This is a genomic window from Hyphomicrobium sp. 99, from assembly GCF_000384335.2.
Lineage (GTDB): Bacteria > Pseudomonadota > Alphaproteobacteria > Rhizobiales > Hyphomicrobiaceae > Hyphomicrobium_B.
Genome location: NZ_KQ031382.1, coordinates 293,171 through 311,046, shown reverse-complemented (window position 1 = coordinate 311,046; position 17,876 = coordinate 293,171). Strand labels below are relative to the sequence as shown.

Annotated in this window: 17 protein-coding genes; 7 read left to right on the top strand and 10 right to left on the bottom strand. The window is 60.4% G+C overall.

Annotated features, from left to right (window positions below):
* Positions 1-39 precede the first annotated feature (39 nt).
* Entirely contained in the window at positions 40-423 is a 384-nt protein-coding gene (locus G359_RS01840; RefSeq protein ID WP_045837532.1) for a VOC family protein, read from the top strand.
* 13 nt (positions 424-436) lie between these two features.
* Here the strand turns inward: G359_RS01840 and G359_RS01835 are convergent, their stop codons facing one another.
* On the bottom strand, positions 437-1,465 hold the full coding sequence (locus G359_RS01835) for an MBL fold metallo-hydrolase (protein ID WP_045834743.1): 1,029 nt from the start codon (positions 1,463-1,465) through the stop codon (positions 437-439).
* A 97-nt stretch (positions 1,466-1,562) separates the two neighbouring features.
* Here G359_RS01835 and G359_RS01830 point away from each other — a divergent pair, with 97 nt between their 5' ends.
* The 4 genes from G359_RS01830 to G359_RS01815 all read left to right on the top strand — a co-directional run bounded on the left by G359_RS01830 (position 1,563) and on the right by G359_RS01815 (position 7,375).
* The gene (locus tag G359_RS01830; RefSeq protein WP_045834742.1) at positions 1,563-2,321 is read left to right on the top strand and encodes a helix-turn-helix transcriptional regulator; all 759 of its coding nucleotides are present in this window, start codon (positions 1,563-1,565) and stop codon (positions 2,319-2,321) included.
* A gap of 70 nt (positions 2,322-2,391) precedes the next feature.
* Complete coding sequence (locus G359_RS01825) at positions 2,392-3,603, top strand: aminotransferase class I/II-fold pyridoxal phosphate-dependent enzyme (protein WP_045834741.1); 1,212 nt, start codon at positions 2,392-2,394, stop codon at positions 3,601-3,603.
* 17 nt (positions 3,604-3,620) lie between these two features.
* Positions 3,621-6,410, top strand: coding sequence for a DNA translocase FtsK (locus tag G359_RS01820; RefSeq protein WP_045834740.1), 2,790 nt, complete (start codon positions 3,621-3,623; stop codon positions 6,408-6,410).
* Positions 6,411-6,613: 203 nt separating this feature from the next.
* Positions 6,614-7,375: a LolA family protein gene (locus tag G359_RS01815; protein ID WP_245279898.1), complete on the top strand. Its 762-nt coding sequence runs from the start codon at positions 6,614-6,616 to the stop codon at positions 7,373-7,375.
* A gap of 330 nt (positions 7,376-7,705) precedes the next feature.
* On the opposite strand, the gene G359_RS01810 is transcribed toward G359_RS01815, so the two are convergent.
* Both G359_RS01810 and G359_RS01805 read right to left on the bottom strand, forming a co-directional pair.
* Positions 7,706-8,230, bottom strand: a complete 525-nt coding sequence (locus G359_RS01810; RefSeq protein ID WP_045834738.1) for a cyclic nucleotide-binding domain-containing protein — start codon at positions 8,228-8,230, stop codon at positions 7,706-7,708.
* Between the two features lie 197 nt (positions 8,231-8,427).
* Positions 8,428-9,114, bottom strand: a complete 687-nt coding sequence (locus tag G359_RS01805; RefSeq protein WP_045834737.1) for a response regulator transcription factor — start codon at positions 9,112-9,114, stop codon at positions 8,428-8,430.
* A 220-nt stretch (positions 9,115-9,334) separates the two neighbouring features.
* Here G359_RS01805 and G359_RS01800 point away from each other — a divergent pair, with 220 nt between their 5' ends.
* On the top strand, positions 9,335-9,778 hold the full coding sequence (locus G359_RS01800; RefSeq protein WP_371198987.1) for a L,D-transpeptidase family protein: 444 nt from the start codon (positions 9,335-9,337) through the stop codon (positions 9,776-9,778).
* 120 nt (positions 9,779-9,898) lie between these two features.
* Here G359_RS01800 and G359_RS01795 read toward each other — a convergent pair whose 3' ends face one another.
* The 3 genes from G359_RS01795 to tesB all read right to left on the bottom strand — a co-directional run bounded on the left by G359_RS01795 (position 9,899) and on the right by tesB (position 12,925).
* Complete coding sequence (locus G359_RS01795; protein WP_045834736.1) at positions 9,899-11,413, bottom strand: ammonium transporter; 1,515 nt, start codon at positions 11,411-11,413, stop codon at positions 9,899-9,901.
* A gap of 45 nt (positions 11,414-11,458) precedes the next feature.
* A complete protein-coding gene (locus tag G359_RS01790) occupies positions 11,459-11,797 on the bottom strand; it encodes a P-II family nitrogen regulator (RefSeq protein WP_045837530.1) in 339 nt (112 codons plus the stop codon).
* Positions 11,798-12,028: 231 nt separating this feature from the next.
* Positions 12,029-12,925: an acyl-CoA thioesterase II gene (tesB, locus tag G359_RS01785; RefSeq protein WP_045834735.1), complete on the bottom strand. Its 897-nt coding sequence runs from the start codon at positions 12,923-12,925 to the stop codon at positions 12,029-12,031.
* A gap of 169 nt (positions 12,926-13,094) precedes the next feature.
* Here tesB and G359_RS01780 point away from each other — a divergent pair, with 169 nt between their 5' ends.
* Positions 13,095-14,279, top strand: coding sequence for an FAD-dependent monooxygenase (locus tag G359_RS01780; RefSeq protein ID WP_245279897.1), 1,185 nt, complete (start codon positions 13,095-13,097; stop codon positions 14,277-14,279).
* Here the strand turns inward: G359_RS01780 and rimM are convergent.
* The 4 genes from rimM to ffh form a co-directional block, all read right to left on the bottom strand.
* Complete coding sequence (gene rimM / locus G359_RS01775; RefSeq protein WP_045834733.1) at positions 14,276-14,857, bottom strand: ribosome maturation factor RimM; 582 nt, start codon at positions 14,855-14,857, stop codon at positions 14,276-14,278. The two genes, G359_RS01780 and rimM, sit on opposite strands and share 4 nt — an antisense overlap.
* 134 nt (positions 14,858-14,991) lie before the next feature.
* Complete coding sequence (locus G359_RS01770) at positions 14,992-15,372, bottom strand: hypothetical protein (protein WP_045834732.1); 381 nt, start codon at positions 15,370-15,372, stop codon at positions 14,992-14,994.
* Positions 15,373-15,493: 121 nt separating this feature from the next.
* On the bottom strand, positions 15,494-15,865 hold the full coding sequence (rpsP, locus tag G359_RS01765; RefSeq protein ID WP_045834731.1) for a 30S ribosomal protein S16: 372 nt from the start codon (positions 15,863-15,865) through the stop codon (positions 15,494-15,496).
* A 51-nt stretch (positions 15,866-15,916) separates the two neighbouring features.
* Positions 15,917-17,509: a signal recognition particle protein gene (ffh, locus tag G359_RS01760; protein WP_045834730.1), complete on the bottom strand. Its 1,593-nt coding sequence runs from the start codon at positions 17,507-17,509 to the stop codon at positions 15,917-15,919.
* Between the last annotated feature and the right edge of the window lie 367 nt (positions 17,510-17,876).

The following is a 17,876-nucleotide window of genomic DNA, read 5'->3' as shown; positions in this document are numbered from 1 at the left end:
ATCAGATCAGCCAGTCGATAGGAGCCCCTCGTGCTGGATATTCTCGATCACATCGGTTTCCCGATTACCGACTACAAGCGGTCGCTGAATTTTTACACGAAGGCACTGGCGCCGCTCGGTATCGTGCTCCTCAAGGAAATGAAGTTCTCGGAAGAGGATGACGACGGCTACGCGGGCTTCGGGCGCGAGCGTCCGCAGTTCTGGATCGGGACCGGCTCGCCGTTGCAGGGGCGTCTGCACGTCGCTTTTGCCGCGCAAAACCGGGCGGAAGTTCAAGCCTTCTACGATGCGGCGATTGCCGCGGGCGGCAAGGACAACGGGCCGCCGGGGCTCCGGCCGCATTATCATGCCAACTATTACGGTGGCTTCGTCATCGACCCCGACGGACACAACATCGAGGCCGTGACGCACCTGCCGGAATAATCATCCGCAGGCGTCACAAGTTGAGCTGGTAGGTGTGAGCGAGCCAGCGGTAGCTGCCGGGCGCGATCCTCTCTACGAACCCGATCGACGGGAATGGCATGTGATAGCCGATGACCGGCAGGCGATCCGTTGCCGCCATATCGAAAATGCGGCGGCGCGTTGCGACGGCCTGCTCTTTGTCGGCGTCGAAATCGCAGTGCCATTCGGGATGTGCGAGTGACGCCACCTGATGGTGGGCGCAGTCGCCCCAGAACAATAGGGACTTGCCACCACTCTCGATCATGAAAGCGAGGTGCCCGGGCGTGTGGCCGTAGGCTTCGATGGCGCGAATGCCGGTCACGACGTCGTCGCCTGGTTTGATGAACGTCAATTTGCCGGCAACAGGAACCGTATTGGCCCGGTAGATACTTGCCAACTTTTCCATTTCGCCAGAGAATTTGCCTTCGGGCGCCCAGAAGTTGTGCTCGATGCCGCCGATGACGTAGCGTGCATTGGGGAAGAGTGGCTTACCGTTTTCAATGATGCCGCCGACGTGGTCGAGATGGCCGTGGCTCACCAGGACGATGTCGATATCTTCCGGCTTGAATCCCGCTGGTCCGAGCCCCTTTGCAAGCCAGCCGCCAGCCGGGCGCGGGACAAAGCCGTTCTCGCCATTCCCGGTATCGATCAGGACAAGTTCCTTGCCCGTGTTGATCACCGTTGGCGAAAAGCCCGGCTGATATTTCTGCTCGGGCAAAAGATTGTCGTGCATCAGCTTGCGCACGCTCGCCTCGTCGGTGTTCTGGCCGATGATCGGGTAAGGGCCGTCGATCATGGCTTCCGAGTCCGAGATCGTGGTGATCTCGAAATCGCCAAGCTTGAAGCGGTAGAATTTCGGCTGTGCGCCGCCGAGATGCGCGGCTGCTGCTTCGGCTTGCTGCGCTCCTCCCAACGTTAGGGCCGGCATGGCGGCAAGGCCGAGACCGGCAGTGAGAAGTTTGCGGCGATCGACGTTCAGTGCAGGGAGGCTGGCTTCGGTTTCGTTTGCGATTGTCTTTGCCATTGTCGCGTCCTAGGCAGATGTTCAAGCTGCAGTGAAGCTAGACTTAATAGGGGAAGCGCGCTTGTACGAACCTGCTGCGGGCGGGAACGAGAGCTTGATGCCCTTGTGGCACGTGGGAAAAGGGCGGATGCTTTTCGCCGGGCGCCTCGGGCGGAACGCGCCTCACAGTCACAGTGTGGCAGTTCTGCTTGCCGGGCTCTACGATGATTTTTATTTGAAGCTGGCGCGCGGAGGTTGGTTCTCCTGCCGCGCCGCGATCATTCGCGCGGGCGATGCATATGAATTCGATGCGGGCGGTCGGCCGTTCGCGGTCGTTTACGTCGAGCCCACTGAAACGTCCGCCGAAGGCCTTGCTGCATTGATCCACGAGACGCGCGAAGACCAAGGCGCGTTGATCGGAAGGAAATCAGATCTCGCTCATCTTCGCGCGCTCTATGAGGATGCCGATGGACTTCGCTGGGCGGATGAAGCGCTGGCCGACCTCATCGGATTTTCGAAAGCCAGGGTTCGGCGCATGCTCGATCTCAGGGTGGTGCGGGCCATCTCGATGGTTGTCGAAAATGAGGATGAGGAAAGCGACTTGGCCAGGTCGCCGAGCGTTTCGGCTGCCGCACGGGCTGCCGGGATTTCGACGTCGCGCTTTCAACATCTCTTCAAGCAGGAGACCGGCGTTTCTTATCGCCGATACGCTGCGTGGGCCAGGATGCGAGCCGCAGTGGCGGAGATCGTGAAAGGTAGCAACTTCACGGCCGCTGCGCATGCTGCAGGTTTTTATGATCAGCCGCACTTCGCGCACGAGTTTCGCCGGATATTCGGCGCGCCGGCGTCGAAGAGCCTTGCGAATGTCAGGTCGTAAAGGTCGCGGCGCTTCCCTCGCGGCCCCTGGCGTGCGATAGCGGCTGAGACGCAGCACCGACCGTTCGCAGATGACTCACCCGCTTTCTTCTCTCACCTCCGGCGCGATCTCTTCGCCCTTCACGCAGCTTCGGAAGCTTCTCGCCGGGATTCCGTCCGGCCATGCGAAGCCGATCGAGCTGACGATTGGCGAACCGCGCGAGGCGATGCCGGATTTCATCGCGGCGAAGCTCGCCGAGGCGACGGCGCTTTACGGGAAATATCCGCCGATCCGAGGCGCGGAGGATGCAAGGCTTGCCATCTCGGAGTGGCTGTCGAAGCGTTATGCCTTGTCGTCTGCCGTCGATCCCGAGCGGGAAGTTCTGATGCTCAGCGGCTCGCGGGAAGGGCTGTTCTTCGCGTGTCTTCCGGCCGTCGGGCGCAAGGACATCAACGGGCGTCCCGCGATCTTGATGTGCAATCCCTATTATTCGGCCTACGTCGCAGGCGCGTTAGCTGTCGGGGCCGAGCCCGTGTACCTCAACGCGACGAAGGCGACGGGCTTCCTTCCGGACCTCGACGAGATTGCGCGTGACGAAGCTTTGCTGGCGCGGACGGCGGCACTTTTTATCAACTCACCTGCCAATCCGCAGGGTGCCGTCGCGGATCGCCGATACATCTTGAAGGCGCTCGAACTCGCGCGCGCCTACGACTTCATGTTGTTTCTCGATGAGTGCTACTCGGAAATTTATACCGAAGCCGCGCCGACGGGCGGTCTCGAAGTCGCTCTTCAAACGCCCGAGCGCTTCCGCAATCTCGTCGTTTTCAATTCGCTGTCGAAGCGCTCGAACCTTCCAGGGCTGCGATCCGGCTTTTGTGCTGGAGATGAGACATTCCTCGAGGCCTACGGCGAAGTCCGGAACATGTGTGCTCCGACTGTGCCGCTACCTGTACAACATGCGTCGGCCGCCATTTGGCGCGACGAGGCTCATGTTGAGACCTCTCGCAACGCTTATCGAGACAAATTTCTTATTGCAGACAATGTGTTAGGTGACCGCTACGGATATAAACGGCCGGCGGGCGGTTTTTGTCTGTGGCTTAATTTGAGCCAATTCGGTGGCGGCGCTCAGGCGGCGGTAACCTTATGGCAACGTGCAGGCGTCAAGGTTATTCCCGGCAGCTTTCTGGCTCAGACGGGACGGGACGGCACCAACCCCGGCGCGGACTATGTTCGCGTCGCCATGGTGCAAGACTCTTCGACGATCCGGGAAGCGCTCGAACGCACGATTTCCGTGCTGCGTTAAAGAGTACGTTCGCCGAGATGTCGCTTGATACGCGTGGATTGGATCCTCAGCGTCTGCTTCCGCAGTCTCTGGAGGACCGGCTGTTAGGCTGGGTAGGCCGCTTTGGCGGAGCAATTTTGCTCGGCTCGACGGGGCTCATCTGGATCAGTCTTGTGTCGTGGTCGGTGCTCGATCCGAGCCTGACCCATACGACGACGGTTGCCGCGCGGAATTTCGCCGGTCCCGTCGGCGCGATCATTTCCGATCTTCTTTTCCAGATGCTGGGATTTGGCGCGGTGCTCGCGCTCATCGCTCCCGTCGTATGGGGAATCGAGATGCTGCGATCCGAACGCGTCACCGATGGCCGCGTGAGGCTTGGATTTTATCCGCTTTCTATTCTGGCGCTCGCTGGCGCGATCTCGGCTTTGCCGATTATGACCGGCTGGCCGCTGCGTCATGGCTATGGCGGCCTTCTTGGCGACGGCGTCTATCATCTGATTCTCAAAATCTTCGCGTCGCTGAATGAAGAGCGGGCGCCGCTCGCGGCGGGCTGCGTGCTTTTGGCCGCGGCGTTTCAGACATCGGGGAAAGCGATCGGCTTCGAGGCCGAGGCCGTTTTCAAGTCCGTTCTGCGTTCGTTGAGTTCGGGCTTGCGGTTCGCGACGAGCAAGCGCCGTTGGGAAGAGGCGGCAGCCCTCGCTCCGACGATTGCCGCCAGCGCCGACCGCGTGCGGCAGGGCTGGTTCAAGCGCTCGTCGGCTGCGGCCACGAACGATCCGGCCAACTCATATTCGTCGCTTGATGCGTTCTCAGGCGAGACGACGCCGACGCTCGATCTCAACCCGGAGCGCACCGCGCGTTCCCGTCGGGATTTGGGCCGGGATGTGGACTGGGACGCAGCGGAGCATTCCAGCCTGTCGCTCACCGCTCGACCGGATGAAGACGCGCATAGTGCGCATCACGACTCGCAAGGTGAACTCGATCTGCCGCCAGCCGACGGCGCGATCGAGACCATTTCTCGCGATCATTCGGCCCACGATATTCTCAGCCACGATTTCGATTTCGACGACACCATCGATAGTTCCAGCCGCCAAATCGCCGCGCGTTTTGCACCTGCATCGGCGCTCGCGAGGGATTCGGACAGGCGTGAATTGGATCGGCGCTCCGAGAGGCCGCAGGCCGTCATGCCGCCGCCAATTCCGTCAGCTTCGGCTGCAGCGACACCGGCGCCCGCGCCTTCGGAAGTCGTCAGCGCACCAGCGAAGCCTGCGGCGAGCAACGGTATTCTTGCGGGTATCGCGCGCGCTCGTATTCAGCCGCAATGGAAGCGTCCGTCTCTCAACATGCTGAAGCGTCCCGGCGCACAAAAGCCGCGCCCGGAACTGTCGCAGACCGTCATGCGCGGCAACGCGCGACTGCTTGAAGACGTGCTCGCGGACTTCGGCATCAAAGGCGAGATCAAGGATATCCGTCCGGGTCCGGTCGTGACGCTATATGAGCTCGAGCCGTCGCGCGGCACGAAATCTTCGCGCGTCATCGGGCTTGCGGAAGACATTGCACGTTCGATGAGCGTGGCGAGCGTTCGCGCCGCCGTCGTGCCTGGCCGCAACGCCATCGGTCTCGAATTGCCGAATACGCGCCGCGAAACCGTGCTTCTCCGCGAGATTCTCGAAGCCGACGCCTTCAAGGCCGAGAGCGCGGGCTTACCTCTTGGACTCGGCAAATCGATCAGTGGAGATCCGGTCGTCGCCGATCTCGCGCGTATGCCGCATCTGCTCGTTGCCGGTACGACCGGATCAGGCAAGTCCGTCGGCATCAATTCGATGGTGCTTTCGCTTCTCTATCGTCATTCGCCCGACGATTGCCGCGTGCTGATGATCGATCCGAAGATGCTCGAGCTTTCGGTCTACAACGGCATTCCGCATTTGTTGACGCCGGTCATCACCGATCCGCACAAAGCTGTCGCCGCGCTCAATTGGGCCGTGCGAGAGATGGAAGAGCGCTACAAGCGCATGGCCGGGCTTTCGGTGCGCAACATCGATGTCTTCAACAACCGTGTGCGCAACGCGAAGAAGCGCGGCGAGATGTTGTCTCGCACGGTTCAAACGGGCTTCGATAAATCGGGGCAGGCGCGTTTCGAAACGCAGAAGATGGATCTCGAGCCGTTGCCGCGCATCGTCATCATCGTCGATGAGTTCGCCGACCTGATGATCGTCGCGGGACGTGAAGTCGAGGCGTCCGTGCAGCGCCTTGCGCAGATGGCGCGTGCTGCCGGAATTCATCTGATCATGGCGACGCAACGTCCGTCGGTCGATATCATCACCGGCACGATCAAGGCCAACTTCCCGACGCGCATCTCGTTCAAAGTCACATCGAAGATCGACAGCCGCACCATTCTCAACGAGCAGGGCGCGGAGCAACTTCTCGGTCAGGGCGACATGCTCTATTCGACCGGGGCAGGGCAGCTCGTGCGCGTGCACGGTGCGTTCGTCACGGACGAAGAAGTCGTGGCGTTTGCGGATGCGCTCAGGCAAGAGGCATCGCCGAAATACATCGAGGGCATCACGGACACTCCGCCGCAGTCGGAAGTCGCGGGCGGCGTCCGGGAAGCGAGCGATGACGATCTCTACGATCGCGCCGTCGCGATCGTTCTTCGGGATGGCAAAGCTTCAACGAGCTACGTTCAGCGCCGGCTTTCGATCGGTTATAACCGGGCTGCGGATTTGATCGAGCGCATGGAGCGGGAGGGGCTTATCTCGGCTGCAAATTCGGTCGGAAAGCGTGAAATTCTCGTTCCGCGCGGTGGTGGTGCCGATGCTGCCGCGTGAGCTCGATAAACTGCAGGCAGTTGAGGATAATCGCGGGGGCAATCTTCTCGCGGCTTGCCTGTGACGGGCCAATGGCCTTACGCAACAATTGCGAAGGGGTTTCCGCCTAGTTCTGGACGCAATCTTTGCCGAAACCGTAATCTGCGTACAGAGCCCCACTGATGGGGCTTTCGGGGCTTTGGGGGGCCACGATGGGACCAAGAATGAGCGAAATTTTGCGCGTTGGCGCCATGGCGATGGGTTTTGCCCTCGCATCTATCGGGGCTGCCACGGCTCAGGATCCGGACGGCCCGACGAATACGATCGTCAACCCGTCGGCCAATACAACCAAGCCCGCAGATCCGGCCAACACGGCGGTCAAGGGTTGGACGGGACAGGTCGCACCGGCGAACAGCCCCGACGGCATCACGCTCGATGCGCACCAAACCGAACTCGTTCACAAGGTCAGCGCGTATTTTGAATCGCTGGATAGCCTGAAGGGGTCATTCGTTCAGATCGATGCCGCTAACAAGCGGATGAAGGGCAAGTTTTTCGTCAAGCGGCCGGGTCGCTTTCGTTTCGATTACGCGCTGCCCTCGAAGCAAGTCATCGTTTCGGACGGCGAGAACCTCGCCATTCAAGATCTCGATCTGAATAATGAGGATCGCGTTTCTCTCGATCAGACGCCTTTCCGGCTCCTGCTGCGCAAAGACGTCGATCTCATGCGCGATGCGCGCATCATCGAAGTGCAACAGGCCGACGATCTCATCGTCCTTACCATCGAGGACAAAGATCCGAATTCTCCGGGCAAGATAAAGCTCTTCCTCGCGACCAAGCCGGCGTTGGAATTGAAGGAATGGGTGACTACGGACGCCCAAGGCCAGGACACGCGAATCGAATTATCGCAGCTTGTCAAAAGCGACGATCTCGATGGAAATTTGTTTAAAATTCAATCGCTTGGGCCGAGAAAGACCATGCCGTATTGAGTTTTTTGAAGCAAATCAGGCTGTTGCATTCGTGACCCGATGCAATACCCAACCTGTGGATAAACTCGGCTTAGTCATCACAATTTCGTGATGTGCCCGTGTGGGCACTATTGAATTCTTTCTGCTTGCGCTTAAGTCCTGTCATGCAGGTGGCGTCACCCTGTATTCGGTAGTGCCCCCCGTCTAGCCGAAGACGCCGCCTCTGGTACCGGCTTCCCTCCCGGTGCCGAGCGCGATAAGCGCATAGCGCCCAGTTCCTCCCCCCGGGACTGGGCGCACTCTTTTCTGATCCCCGTTCATTAAAGCGCGCAGTGTCGAGGTGCTCCGGCGTCAGGCCGGGTGCGCGTCGACAGGCATATTGGTGCGTATCTGAGGTGGCGGTGGGGCGATCGTCGCCTGCTCCATCAGCGTATCAACAGCTTTCACGTCGTTGGCCAACAATTTTAGCCGCGTGATGATGCACGACGAGAAGTGCTGCGCCAACTCGGTGTCGGCCTGCATCATCTCGTGCATTTTCTGTCGGGTCAGCCGGAGCGCTTTGACCGGGCTTTGAGCTATCACCGTGGTCGTGTGAACGATTTCGATGAACATCGCCAATTCGGCGATCATCGCGCCTTCAGGGAGAGGCTCGCCGCCCGATTTTTGCGGAGCTTCACCATTATCGTTGATGCGAACACTGCTGCCGGAGACGATGACGATGGCGGCGTCGCTTGTCTCATCCTCTGCGATGATGACATCGCCGGGCCTATAGATAATGCGCTCCGCGCGCCGAACGATCTCGGTCAATTGCAGCGGAGTAAGGCCTTTAAAGAGCGGTAAGGCCAAAAGCGGTTTGACGAGGGCGTCGATAGCCATCGTTCGGTGACTCCATGCCGACAGGACAAAGCGAACGCGCCAGCGACGTGGCTTGGCCGCATGCGAACAAAGTTTAAAACACGACTCGCCAGCGCCTGAAACATTCGCCGGGCTAAAGGGCGAAGGGGACTGTGGATGCATCCGATTGGCAACGGATTCGTGGCCGTTCTGCGTCCTAAGAGGCTAGTGCAACTCTCTTAAGGCGCGAGCTTGTAGCCACCGCTCTCGGTAATCAGAAGCTCGGCGTTGGAGGGGTCTTTCTCGATTTTCTGGCGCAACCGGTAGATGTGCGTTTCGAGCGTGTGGGTGGTGACCCCGGCGTTGTAACCCCAGACTTCGTGCAACAGGACATCTCGCGAGACGACCTTGTCGCCGGAGCGATAGAGATACTTCAGGATGGACGTCTCTTTCTCCGTCAGGCGAATCTTGCTGCCCGTCTGATCGATCAGAAGCTTGGATGCCGGCTTGAATGTGTAACTGCCGATCGCGAAGACGGCATCCTCGCTTTGCTCATGTTGACGGAGCTGTGCGCGAATGCGCGCGAGGAGCACGGCGAATTTGAATGGTTTCAGAACGTAATCGTTCGCGCCCGCATCCAGACCCAAGATCTGGTCGGCATCGGACGTATTCCCCGTCAGCATCACAATCGGCGTTTTGAAACCCGATTTGCGAAGCAGTTTGACCGCCTCGCGGCCGTCCATGTCCGGTAGGCCGACGTCGAAAACAACGAGATCGAAACGGCCCGTCTTTGCCGCTTCTATTCCTTTGCTCGCGGTCGCCGCTTCTGAAACCTCGAATTCATCGTGTAGGACGAGTTGATCTTTCAACGACGTACGCAGATCTTCATCGTCGTCGACGAGGAGGACCTTTCGGGCCGTGCTCATGGACGGGGGCTCCAGTTTCTTGGCTTTGCTTTTAAGCGTGGGACACTAGCATCGCGTGCGGGGGCAACATAGGCTCTGCAGGCAAACAGGCAAGGGGAATGGGTAGTTCCTTGGATGGACGGCGTTGAAGCCCCGGGTATCAAAGTCCCCGGCGAAACTGATCGTTAGGGCGTTGTCGCAGGGTGCGCGGCAAGGTCGGTTGGATTTCGGCCAGTTCAGCGTGCCCTGCGCATTGGGCCGTTCCGGCATCAAAGCCTTGAAGCGCGAGGGCGACGGTGCGACACCTCGAGGCCGGTTTGCCGTGCGTTATGCATTCTACCAACCGGGAACAAAGCGGCCTCGGACGGCGCTCGCTCTCCATACCATTCGCCGAGACGACGGGTGGTGCGACAGCCCTCTCGACCGGAATTACAATCGTCCGGTGAAGCTCCCCTATAAAGCCAGCGCGGAGAATCTTTGGCGCTCCGACGGGCTTTACGATCTCGTCGTGGTGCTCGGCTATAATGATGTGCCGCGCAAGCGCAATCGGGGTAGCGCTATCTTCATGCATATCGCGCGAGGCGATTTGCAGCCTACGGAAGGTTGTGTCGCCTTGAAGTCGAAGGATCTTCGGCGGCTTTTATCGATCCTGCCGCGCAACTGCGAGATCATCGTTTCAATTTGAAGACATAAAAAAGGGCCCGACGGCTCGAAGCGCCGGGCCCAAGTTGAGCACGTCTAGGTGGAGACGCGTGCTCGGGAGGAGAGATCCCGTGGCCGTCGCCAGCCACGGGGAATGCGTGACTTAGTAGTGGTAGGCGCTCTCGCCGTGGTCGACGAGATCGAGACCCTCGCGCTCTTTCTCTTCCGACGGGCGAAGACCGATGACGATGTCGACCAGCTTGAAGAGGATGGCGGAGCCGATGCCGCTCCAGAGGAGCGTCAAGCCAACCATCTTCGCCTGCGCGATGACCTGAGGGATCATGTCGTAGGTGCCTGAGGCCAACTCGCCGGGTTTCGAGAGGTAGTCGGCGATGCCGGCTCCGCCCCATTCCGGATTGACGAGAAGGCCCGTGCCGATTGCACCGACGATGCCGCCGATGCAGTGGACGCCGAAGACATCCAAGCTGTCGTCGTAACCGAGCGCGCCCTTCACTGCGGAGCAGAAGAAGAAGCAGATCGGGCTGACGACGAGGCCGAGGATGATCGAGCCCATGACACCAGAGAAGCCGCAAGCCGGCGTGATCGCCACGAGACCGGCGACGACGCCCGACGCCATGCCGAGTGCCGACGGCTTACCCTTCGCGATCCATTCAACGAGCGTCCAGGAGAGGCCTGCAGCGCAAGTTGCGATGAACGTGTTGATGAAGGGCACACCTGCGAACTGGTTGACTTCGAGGTTCGAGCCGACGTTGAAGCCGAACCAGCCAACCCACAGAAGGGCAGCGCCGATCATCGTCATCACCAGCGAGTGCGGAGGCATGGCTTCCTTGCCGTAGCCGACGCGCTTGCCGAGGATCAGACAGCCGACGAATGCTGCGATACCGGAGTTGATGTGAACGACGGTGCCGCCGGCGAAGTCGAGTGCGCCCCACTGGAAGCCGATGCCGGCATCTTTCAGAACGGCATCGAGAGCCGTCTGTGCCTGCACCTTGGCGTCGCCTGTCGCCGTCGCAACGGCCTTGGCAGCGTTACCGAACGCATCCGGACCGCCCCAGTACCAGACCATATGCGCGATCGGGAAGTAGATGAACGTGACCCAGAGGGCCATGAAGACGAGCATCGCCGAGAATTTCAAACGCTCGGCGACGGCGCCCAAGATGAGGCACGGCGTGATGCACGCGAACGTCATCTGGAAGATGATGTAGGTGTATTCAGGAATGTAGACGCCGTTCGAGAAGGTTGCGGCGAGCGAGTTTGAATCGACGCCCTTCAGGAAGGCTTTCGAGAATCCACCGACGAAATCGTTGAGACTGCCGCCGTTGGTGAAGGCCATCGAGTAACCGTAGAGCACCCAGAGGATCGCGACGAGGCAGAGCGTTGCAAACACCTGCATCATCATCGAGAGCATGTTCTTCGAACGAACGAGACCGCCGTAGAACAGTGCAAGGCCGGGCACCGTCATCAGCAAAACGAGAACTGATGCGATGTACATAAAGGCCGAGTCGCCCTTATTCGGAATTGGTGGTGCGGCCGCGGCGGGAGCCGCAGGGGCAGCTGTCGTTGCTGCTTCCTGGGCCAACGCCGGGTCGATAATAAGCGCGATGGCACCGAGGGCCCCCAAGACCCCTGCGCACCGCGCTATAGTACGAAACTCCATGTTGTGTGCTCCCTGATTGACGTTCGAAAAGCGAAAATCCTCGGCTTAGAGCGCGTCGTCGTCCGATTCCCCGGTCCGGATGCGGACCGTGTGCTCGATCGGCGAAACGAAAATCTTGCCGTCGCCGATTTGGCCGGTTTTCGCGGCGCGCTGGATCGCAGCGAGCGCCTTGTCTACCTGCGCGCTGGGTACGACGACTTCGATCTTGATCTTGGGAAGAAAGCTCACGGCGTACTCGGCGCCGCGGTAGATTTCGGTATGGCCCTTCTGACGGCCGTAACCTTTGACTTCGGTGACAGTCATGCCCTGCAGGCCGAGGTCGGTCAGTGCTGAACGAACCTCCTCGAGCTTGAATGGCTTGATTACCGCGGTAATGAGCTTCATAGGGCCCCCTTTTCTCTTTGAACCGGCCGTAACCGGGTGCTCGACAAAATAGCCTTCCATCCCCACGCCGGGACGCAGACTTCGCGTGATAGGAGTCAAGACGCGTGCCAGTTGGACCGCGTTTGCTCAAGGCATTGATTAGACAACGGAAAGTTTACGGGCGTGCGAGACCGGTGCGCGTTCAGCACACAAAACAAGCACAAAAAATGTGCATCTTTGATGGATTGAATGCTATTTGGGCAAGAATGCGGTTTCTCGGGGGCGCATCAGTCCTTCCTGGACTGTAGATGCCACCAAACGCCCCTGGCGGTCGAAGATGGACCCACGGCAATAGGCGCGCGCGGCGGAGGCGCTGGGGCTGTCCTGGACGTAGAGAAGCCAGTCATCGGCCCGGAACGGCCGGTGGAACCACATGGCATGGTCGAGGCTCGCCAGCTGGACGTCGGTGTCGAACAGAAGCTTGCCGTGGGCGACCAGGGCGGTGTCGAGTAACGTGAAGTCCGAGGCGTAGGCGAGAACGGCCTGATTGATATAGGCGTTGTCGGCCAGGGGGCCGTTGGATCTCAGCCAGATCGATTGCTCCGGGGGTCTCGGTTCGCGGCTCGTATAACGCGAGGGATCGACGATGCGCACGTCGATCGGCCGGTCGCGGCTCAGATAGGCGCGCATGCTTTCGGGCAATTCGGTGTTACCGGCGCTCAGGAGTTCCTGGGTGCTGGGCAAGGCTTCCGGCGGCGGAACGGCGGGCATCTTCGACTGATGTTCGAAACCCGTTTCCGGCTTGTGAAACGATGCGCTCATCGAGAAAATGGCGCGTCCGTGCTGGATGGCACGCACCCTACGGGTCGTGAAACTGCCGCCGTCCCGGATGCGTTCAACATCGTAGACGATCTCACGCTCGGGATCGCCGGCGAGCAGGAAATACCCATGCAACGAATGGATCGGGCGTTTTTCGTCGACCGTTGATGCGGCTGCAACCAGGGCTTGGCCAAGCACGAGGCCGCCGTAAACACGTTGCCAGCCTTCGCTCGCCTTCGCGCCGCGAAACAGATTGTCTTCAAGCGGTTCGAGGGTCAGCGTTTGGATAAGCTTATCCAGAGCGGGGTGGGGCGGAGGCAAAGCTGTCATGGTGGACTTTCGTAGAGAAGTTGTAGTGAGATGAAACCATGAAGATGGCAGGTAGATATCTAGGCTGTCATGGCTGGTACGAAAAGCAAGTTGCGGTAGCGCAGTCAGCAAGTTGGTGGTGCGTAAATTGAAATTCGATGTGGCAATTGCAGGCGGCAGTTTCGCAGGCATGGCGGTTGCGCGCGGCCTCGCGCAGGCGCTTGGGCCGGATGTGAGGCTCGCCGTCATCGACCGCACCGATCCTGCGGCGATCCCCACGACTGCCGACAGCCGGGCATTCGCCATTTGGGCGGGTACAAAGAAGATCCTCGAAGGGCTCGGCGTCTCGGACGCCATGAGCGGCGATGCCGAGGCCGTCACTTCGATCGAGATTTCGGACTCCAATATCGACGATGCTTTCCGGCCGACAAAGGTGACGTACGACGCGCATACAAAAGACGGTTCGCCCGCTGCTTACATTGTGCCGGCGGCATCGCTTGCGACGGCGCTCTACAAGTCCGTCGCCAACGATCCGTCCGTTACGTGGTTCGCTCCGGCGGAAATTGATGGGTTGCTGCTCGGTGAATATTCGAGCGAACTCACGCTGCGCGACGGACGGGTGATCAGCGCTGCGCTCACGATTGCCGCCGACGGCAAAAATTCGAAGCTCAGGGACGACGCCGGCATCAAGACGATCGGTTGGGCCTATCCGCAAACCGGCATCGTGGCGCGCGTGAAATTCGAAGAGCCGCATGGCGGGGTTGCGATCCAGCATTTTCTGCCTGGCGGTCCGTTCGCCATCCTGCCGCTGCCGCATAATCGCGCGTGCATCACGTGGAGCGCCGATAAAGACGAAGCCGCGCGGGTGACGGCTCTCGATGATGCCGCCTTTCTCGGCGAACTCGACCGGCGGATTGGCGGCCGCTTCGGTGCGATCACGCTCGATGGACCGCGGCAATCCTGGCCGCTCGACGTGCGTCTCGCGCGGCGGCTCATCGCGCCAAGGTTCGCACTGGTCGGCGACGCCGCACACGGTGTGCATCCGGTTGCGGGGCAAGGCGTCAACCTCGCGCTCCGTGATGCGGCAGCGATGATCGAGGTTCTGGCGGACGCAGGACGCCTGGGGCTCGACTTCGGCAATGGAACGCATCTTGAGCGTTATCAGCGCTGGCGCCGTTTCGATTCCACGATGTCCGCATCGCTTTACGACGGGATCAATCGCGCCTTCGCAGTCGACAGCATCGTGCTCCGGGCGGGCCGCGGCGCGGCGCTGGGTGTTCTCGACAAGCTTCCGACGCTCAAGGATTACATCATCGCGGAAGCCGCGGGTGTTACCGGAGATTTGCCGAAGCTCGCGAGAGGCTGCCCCGTCTAAGAGCGATCGTACTCTTCGGGATTTTCTTCGTCTTCACCATCCTTCTGCTCGTCATCTTCGCTGCCGGTCAGTTCCGGACGATTGATGACGATGGTGCGCGCCTGAAGATCGATGCTCGGAACGTATCTGTCCTCGAAAGGGATGAACTCTGTCGCCGAGCCATCGTTTGGTTTCAGCTCGAGTAGATCGCCGGCGCCGAAATTCTGTACGGAGACGATTTTTCCGAGCGCAGTGCCGTCCTCCGATACAGCGTCGAGCCCGATGAGGTCGGCATGATAGTATTCAGCGGCTTTCGGCTCCGGCAATTTATCGCGGCCTATGTAGAGCTTGATCCCGCGCAATGGCTCGGCAGCATTGCGATCCTCAACTCCCTTAATCCGCGCGACGATGCCTTTGCTCGTCACGCGCACGACGCGGAGCGAAAAACTTCGTTTTCCGGTTTCGTCAGTCAGCGGGCCGTACGCCGCGACGGCATCTGGTGTCTCCGTGTACGTGCGGACGAGAACGTCGCCACGGATGCCGTGAGCGCCGGAGATTTCGCCGACGAGAATTCGCTGCGGATTTTTATTGTTCGGCAATTGAGGTCTCAGGTTGAAAGGGGCATCGCATTTTTAAGAGCGCGATATCGCAGTTGGAATTTTTCAGATTTTCACGACTGCGTATAACGGCTCTTCCTCGAAAACGCGATGCCTAGTCGCGCCGGCCGTCGGTGCTAGTTCCTCGGCAACGGACCGAGATACGTAATCTGAATGTCGATCTCTTTGCCGCCGACGCGAACGGTCGCATTTTGAGAGAGCGCGAACGGATCGATCTCGCCGGTAATCGGGATGGCGAAGCTTGGTTCGGGTGGCGCAGGGCGACGCGGCGATCTCTGCCGAAGCGGAATTCTGTAAGTGCCGCACAAAGATGTTCTCCGCGGCGCATGCTTTGGCTGCGCGTGAAGCTCACCCATGTAAACCCTGCCGCGTGGGTCCGCGCCGAACAGGCGGCCCTTGCGGCATATCAAAATGAATCGATCAGATGCGTGTGCCGGCTCAGGCACACGTGTCCTAATGACCTCAAACAGGCCATCAACCGCCTTTTGGTCTTTCATCGCAGTCTTCTCCCACTCACCCGAAGGATGTGCTCCAAAATTCGGGCCAGTCAGAGCTGCAACAAAAAAACCTCCCGAGTTGCACTCGAGAGGTTTTTGGAAACGCGAAATGTCACGCGGTTCAGGCGGTTTCGCCCTGTGCGGCTTCGGCTGCCTTGGCGGCCTTCTCGGCTGCAGCTGCGGCGCGCTCCTGAGCCTTCTTCTTCGGCTTCGCCTTCTCGGGATTGACCGAGGCTTCGCGCTTAGCAAGACCGGTGATGTCGAGCAGGCGGAGAACGCGATCGGTCGGCTGCGCGCCGACGCTCAGCCAGTGCTTCACGCGATCTTCAATGAGCTTGATGCGGTTCGGATCGTCCTTCTTGAGCATCGGATCGAAGGTGCCGATCTGTTCGATGTAACGGCCATCGCGCGGCGCCGAGTGGTGGGCAACAACCACATAGTAGTAGGGACGCTTCTTGGCGCCACCGCGCGACAAGCGAATTTTCACCGACATAGTTCTGTTCTCCTGTTCAAATCGAATGTGTTCTAGAGTTGGTTCGAAGCGTTATCTTTTCTTTCCGGGAAACCCGGGGAACTTCGGCATTCCGCCACCGAGGCCCGGCAGGCCTCTCGGTAGCCCGCTCCCGAGCCCGGGAAGGCCGCCGCGGCCCAGACCCGAAGGAAGGCCCGGCATTCCGCCACCTCCGCCTGTCAGACCCTTGGTGACCTGTTCCTTGAGTTCTTCGGGAAGCTGTTCGAGCGCCTTCGGGTCTAGCTTTGCGAGGTCGGCCTGCATCGCCTGCAGTTCGGCTTCGGAAGGTCCACCACCGGTGCGCCCGAGGAATTTGTTCAGCATGCCGCCGCTGCGGCCCATGGTCTTCATCATGTCCGCCATCTGGCGGTGCATTTTTAGAAGCTTGTTGATCTCTTCGACCTTGGTGCCCGATCCAGAGGCGATGCGGCGCTTGCGCTTGGCGTCGAGAAGCTTCGGATTACGCCGTTCCTTCGGCGTCATCGACGAAATGATCGCGCGCTGATGAACGAGGCTCTTGTCGAGACCGGCTTCGTTGATCTGGCCCTTGATCTTGGCGACGCCGGGCAACATGCCAAGCACGCCGCCCATGCCGCCGAGCTTCTGCATCTGCTGCAATTGGTCGGAAAGGTCTTCGAGGTCGAACGACCCCTTCTTCATCTTCTCGGCGATCTTCGTCGCCTTTTCGACGTCGATCGTTTGAGCGGCTTTTTCGACGAGCGAGACAACGTCGCCCATGCCGAGAATGCGCGAGGCGATGCGGCCCGGATGGAAATCTTCGAGCGCGTCCCATTTTTCGCCGACGCCGATGAGCTTGATGGGCTTGCCGGTAACAGCGCGCATCGAGAGCGCGGCGCCGCCGCGGCCATCGCCGTCGGCACGGGTCAGGACGATGCCTGTCACGCCGATATGGCCGTCGAAGGCTTTGGCGGTGTTGACGGCGTCCTGGCCGGTGAGCGAGTCGGCAACGAGAAGGACTTCGTGCGGATGGATCGCGGCTTTGACGTCGCGAACCTCGTCCATCAACTCTTCGTCGACGGTGACGCGACCGGCGGTATCGTAAATGATGGCGTCGAAGCCGCCGAGCTTGGCCGCGTCTTGGGCGCGGCGGGCGATCTGCAGCGGCGTCTGTCCAGCGATGATCGGAAGCGTCGCGACGCTCGTCTGCTCGCCGAGGACGCGCAGCTGTTCCTGTGCCGCCGGGCGCCGCGTATCGAGCGACGCCATCAGCACTTTCTTGCGATCCCGGTTCGTCAGGCGGTAGGCGATCTTGGCGGTCGTCGTCGTCTTGCCCGAGCCCTGCAGGCCGACCATCAGGATGCCGACGGGTGGCGCCGCGTGGAGATCGATCGGCTGCGCGTCGGAGCCAAGCATCGCCACGAGCTCGTCGTTGACGATCTTGACGACCATCTGGCCGGGCGTGACGGAGCGCAGGACCTCGGCGCCGACGGCCTTGGCTTTGACCTTGTCTGTGAAATCTTTGACGACATCGAGCGCGACGTCGGCTTCGAGGAGGGCGCGGCGAACTTCGCGCATGGCCTCGACGACGTCGCTTTCGGTCAGCGCGCCACGGCGTGTCAGCTTATCGAGGACGCCCGAAAGGCGTTCTGTGAGACTCTGAAACATTCAGCCTTGCAAACCCGTGCTTCCTAACTCGTTTCGGTCGTCATCCCCGCGCAGGCGGGGATCCGCCCAAGCCTGAAGCCTGGATGGATCCCGGCCTTCGCCGGGATGACGTTAGATGTGGGAACGTCCGTCCCATGCGCAAATCCGTATCGCGCGCAAAGCACAAACGCACCCGGGAGCGCCACGCGCCGCCGGATGTTAACCCCCCTGCCTCCCGGACGCTTTTCGCGAAAAAAGGCCATGTGCAGGGCGGCGGCACTGAAGTCAGGGCCGTCGGAATGTCGTGGGTATGGGGGAAAGGGCCCTAAAAGTCAAATTTTATGGCGCGTGCGACTCCGCCTTCGGAGCCGGCCGCACGCGCAGGCTC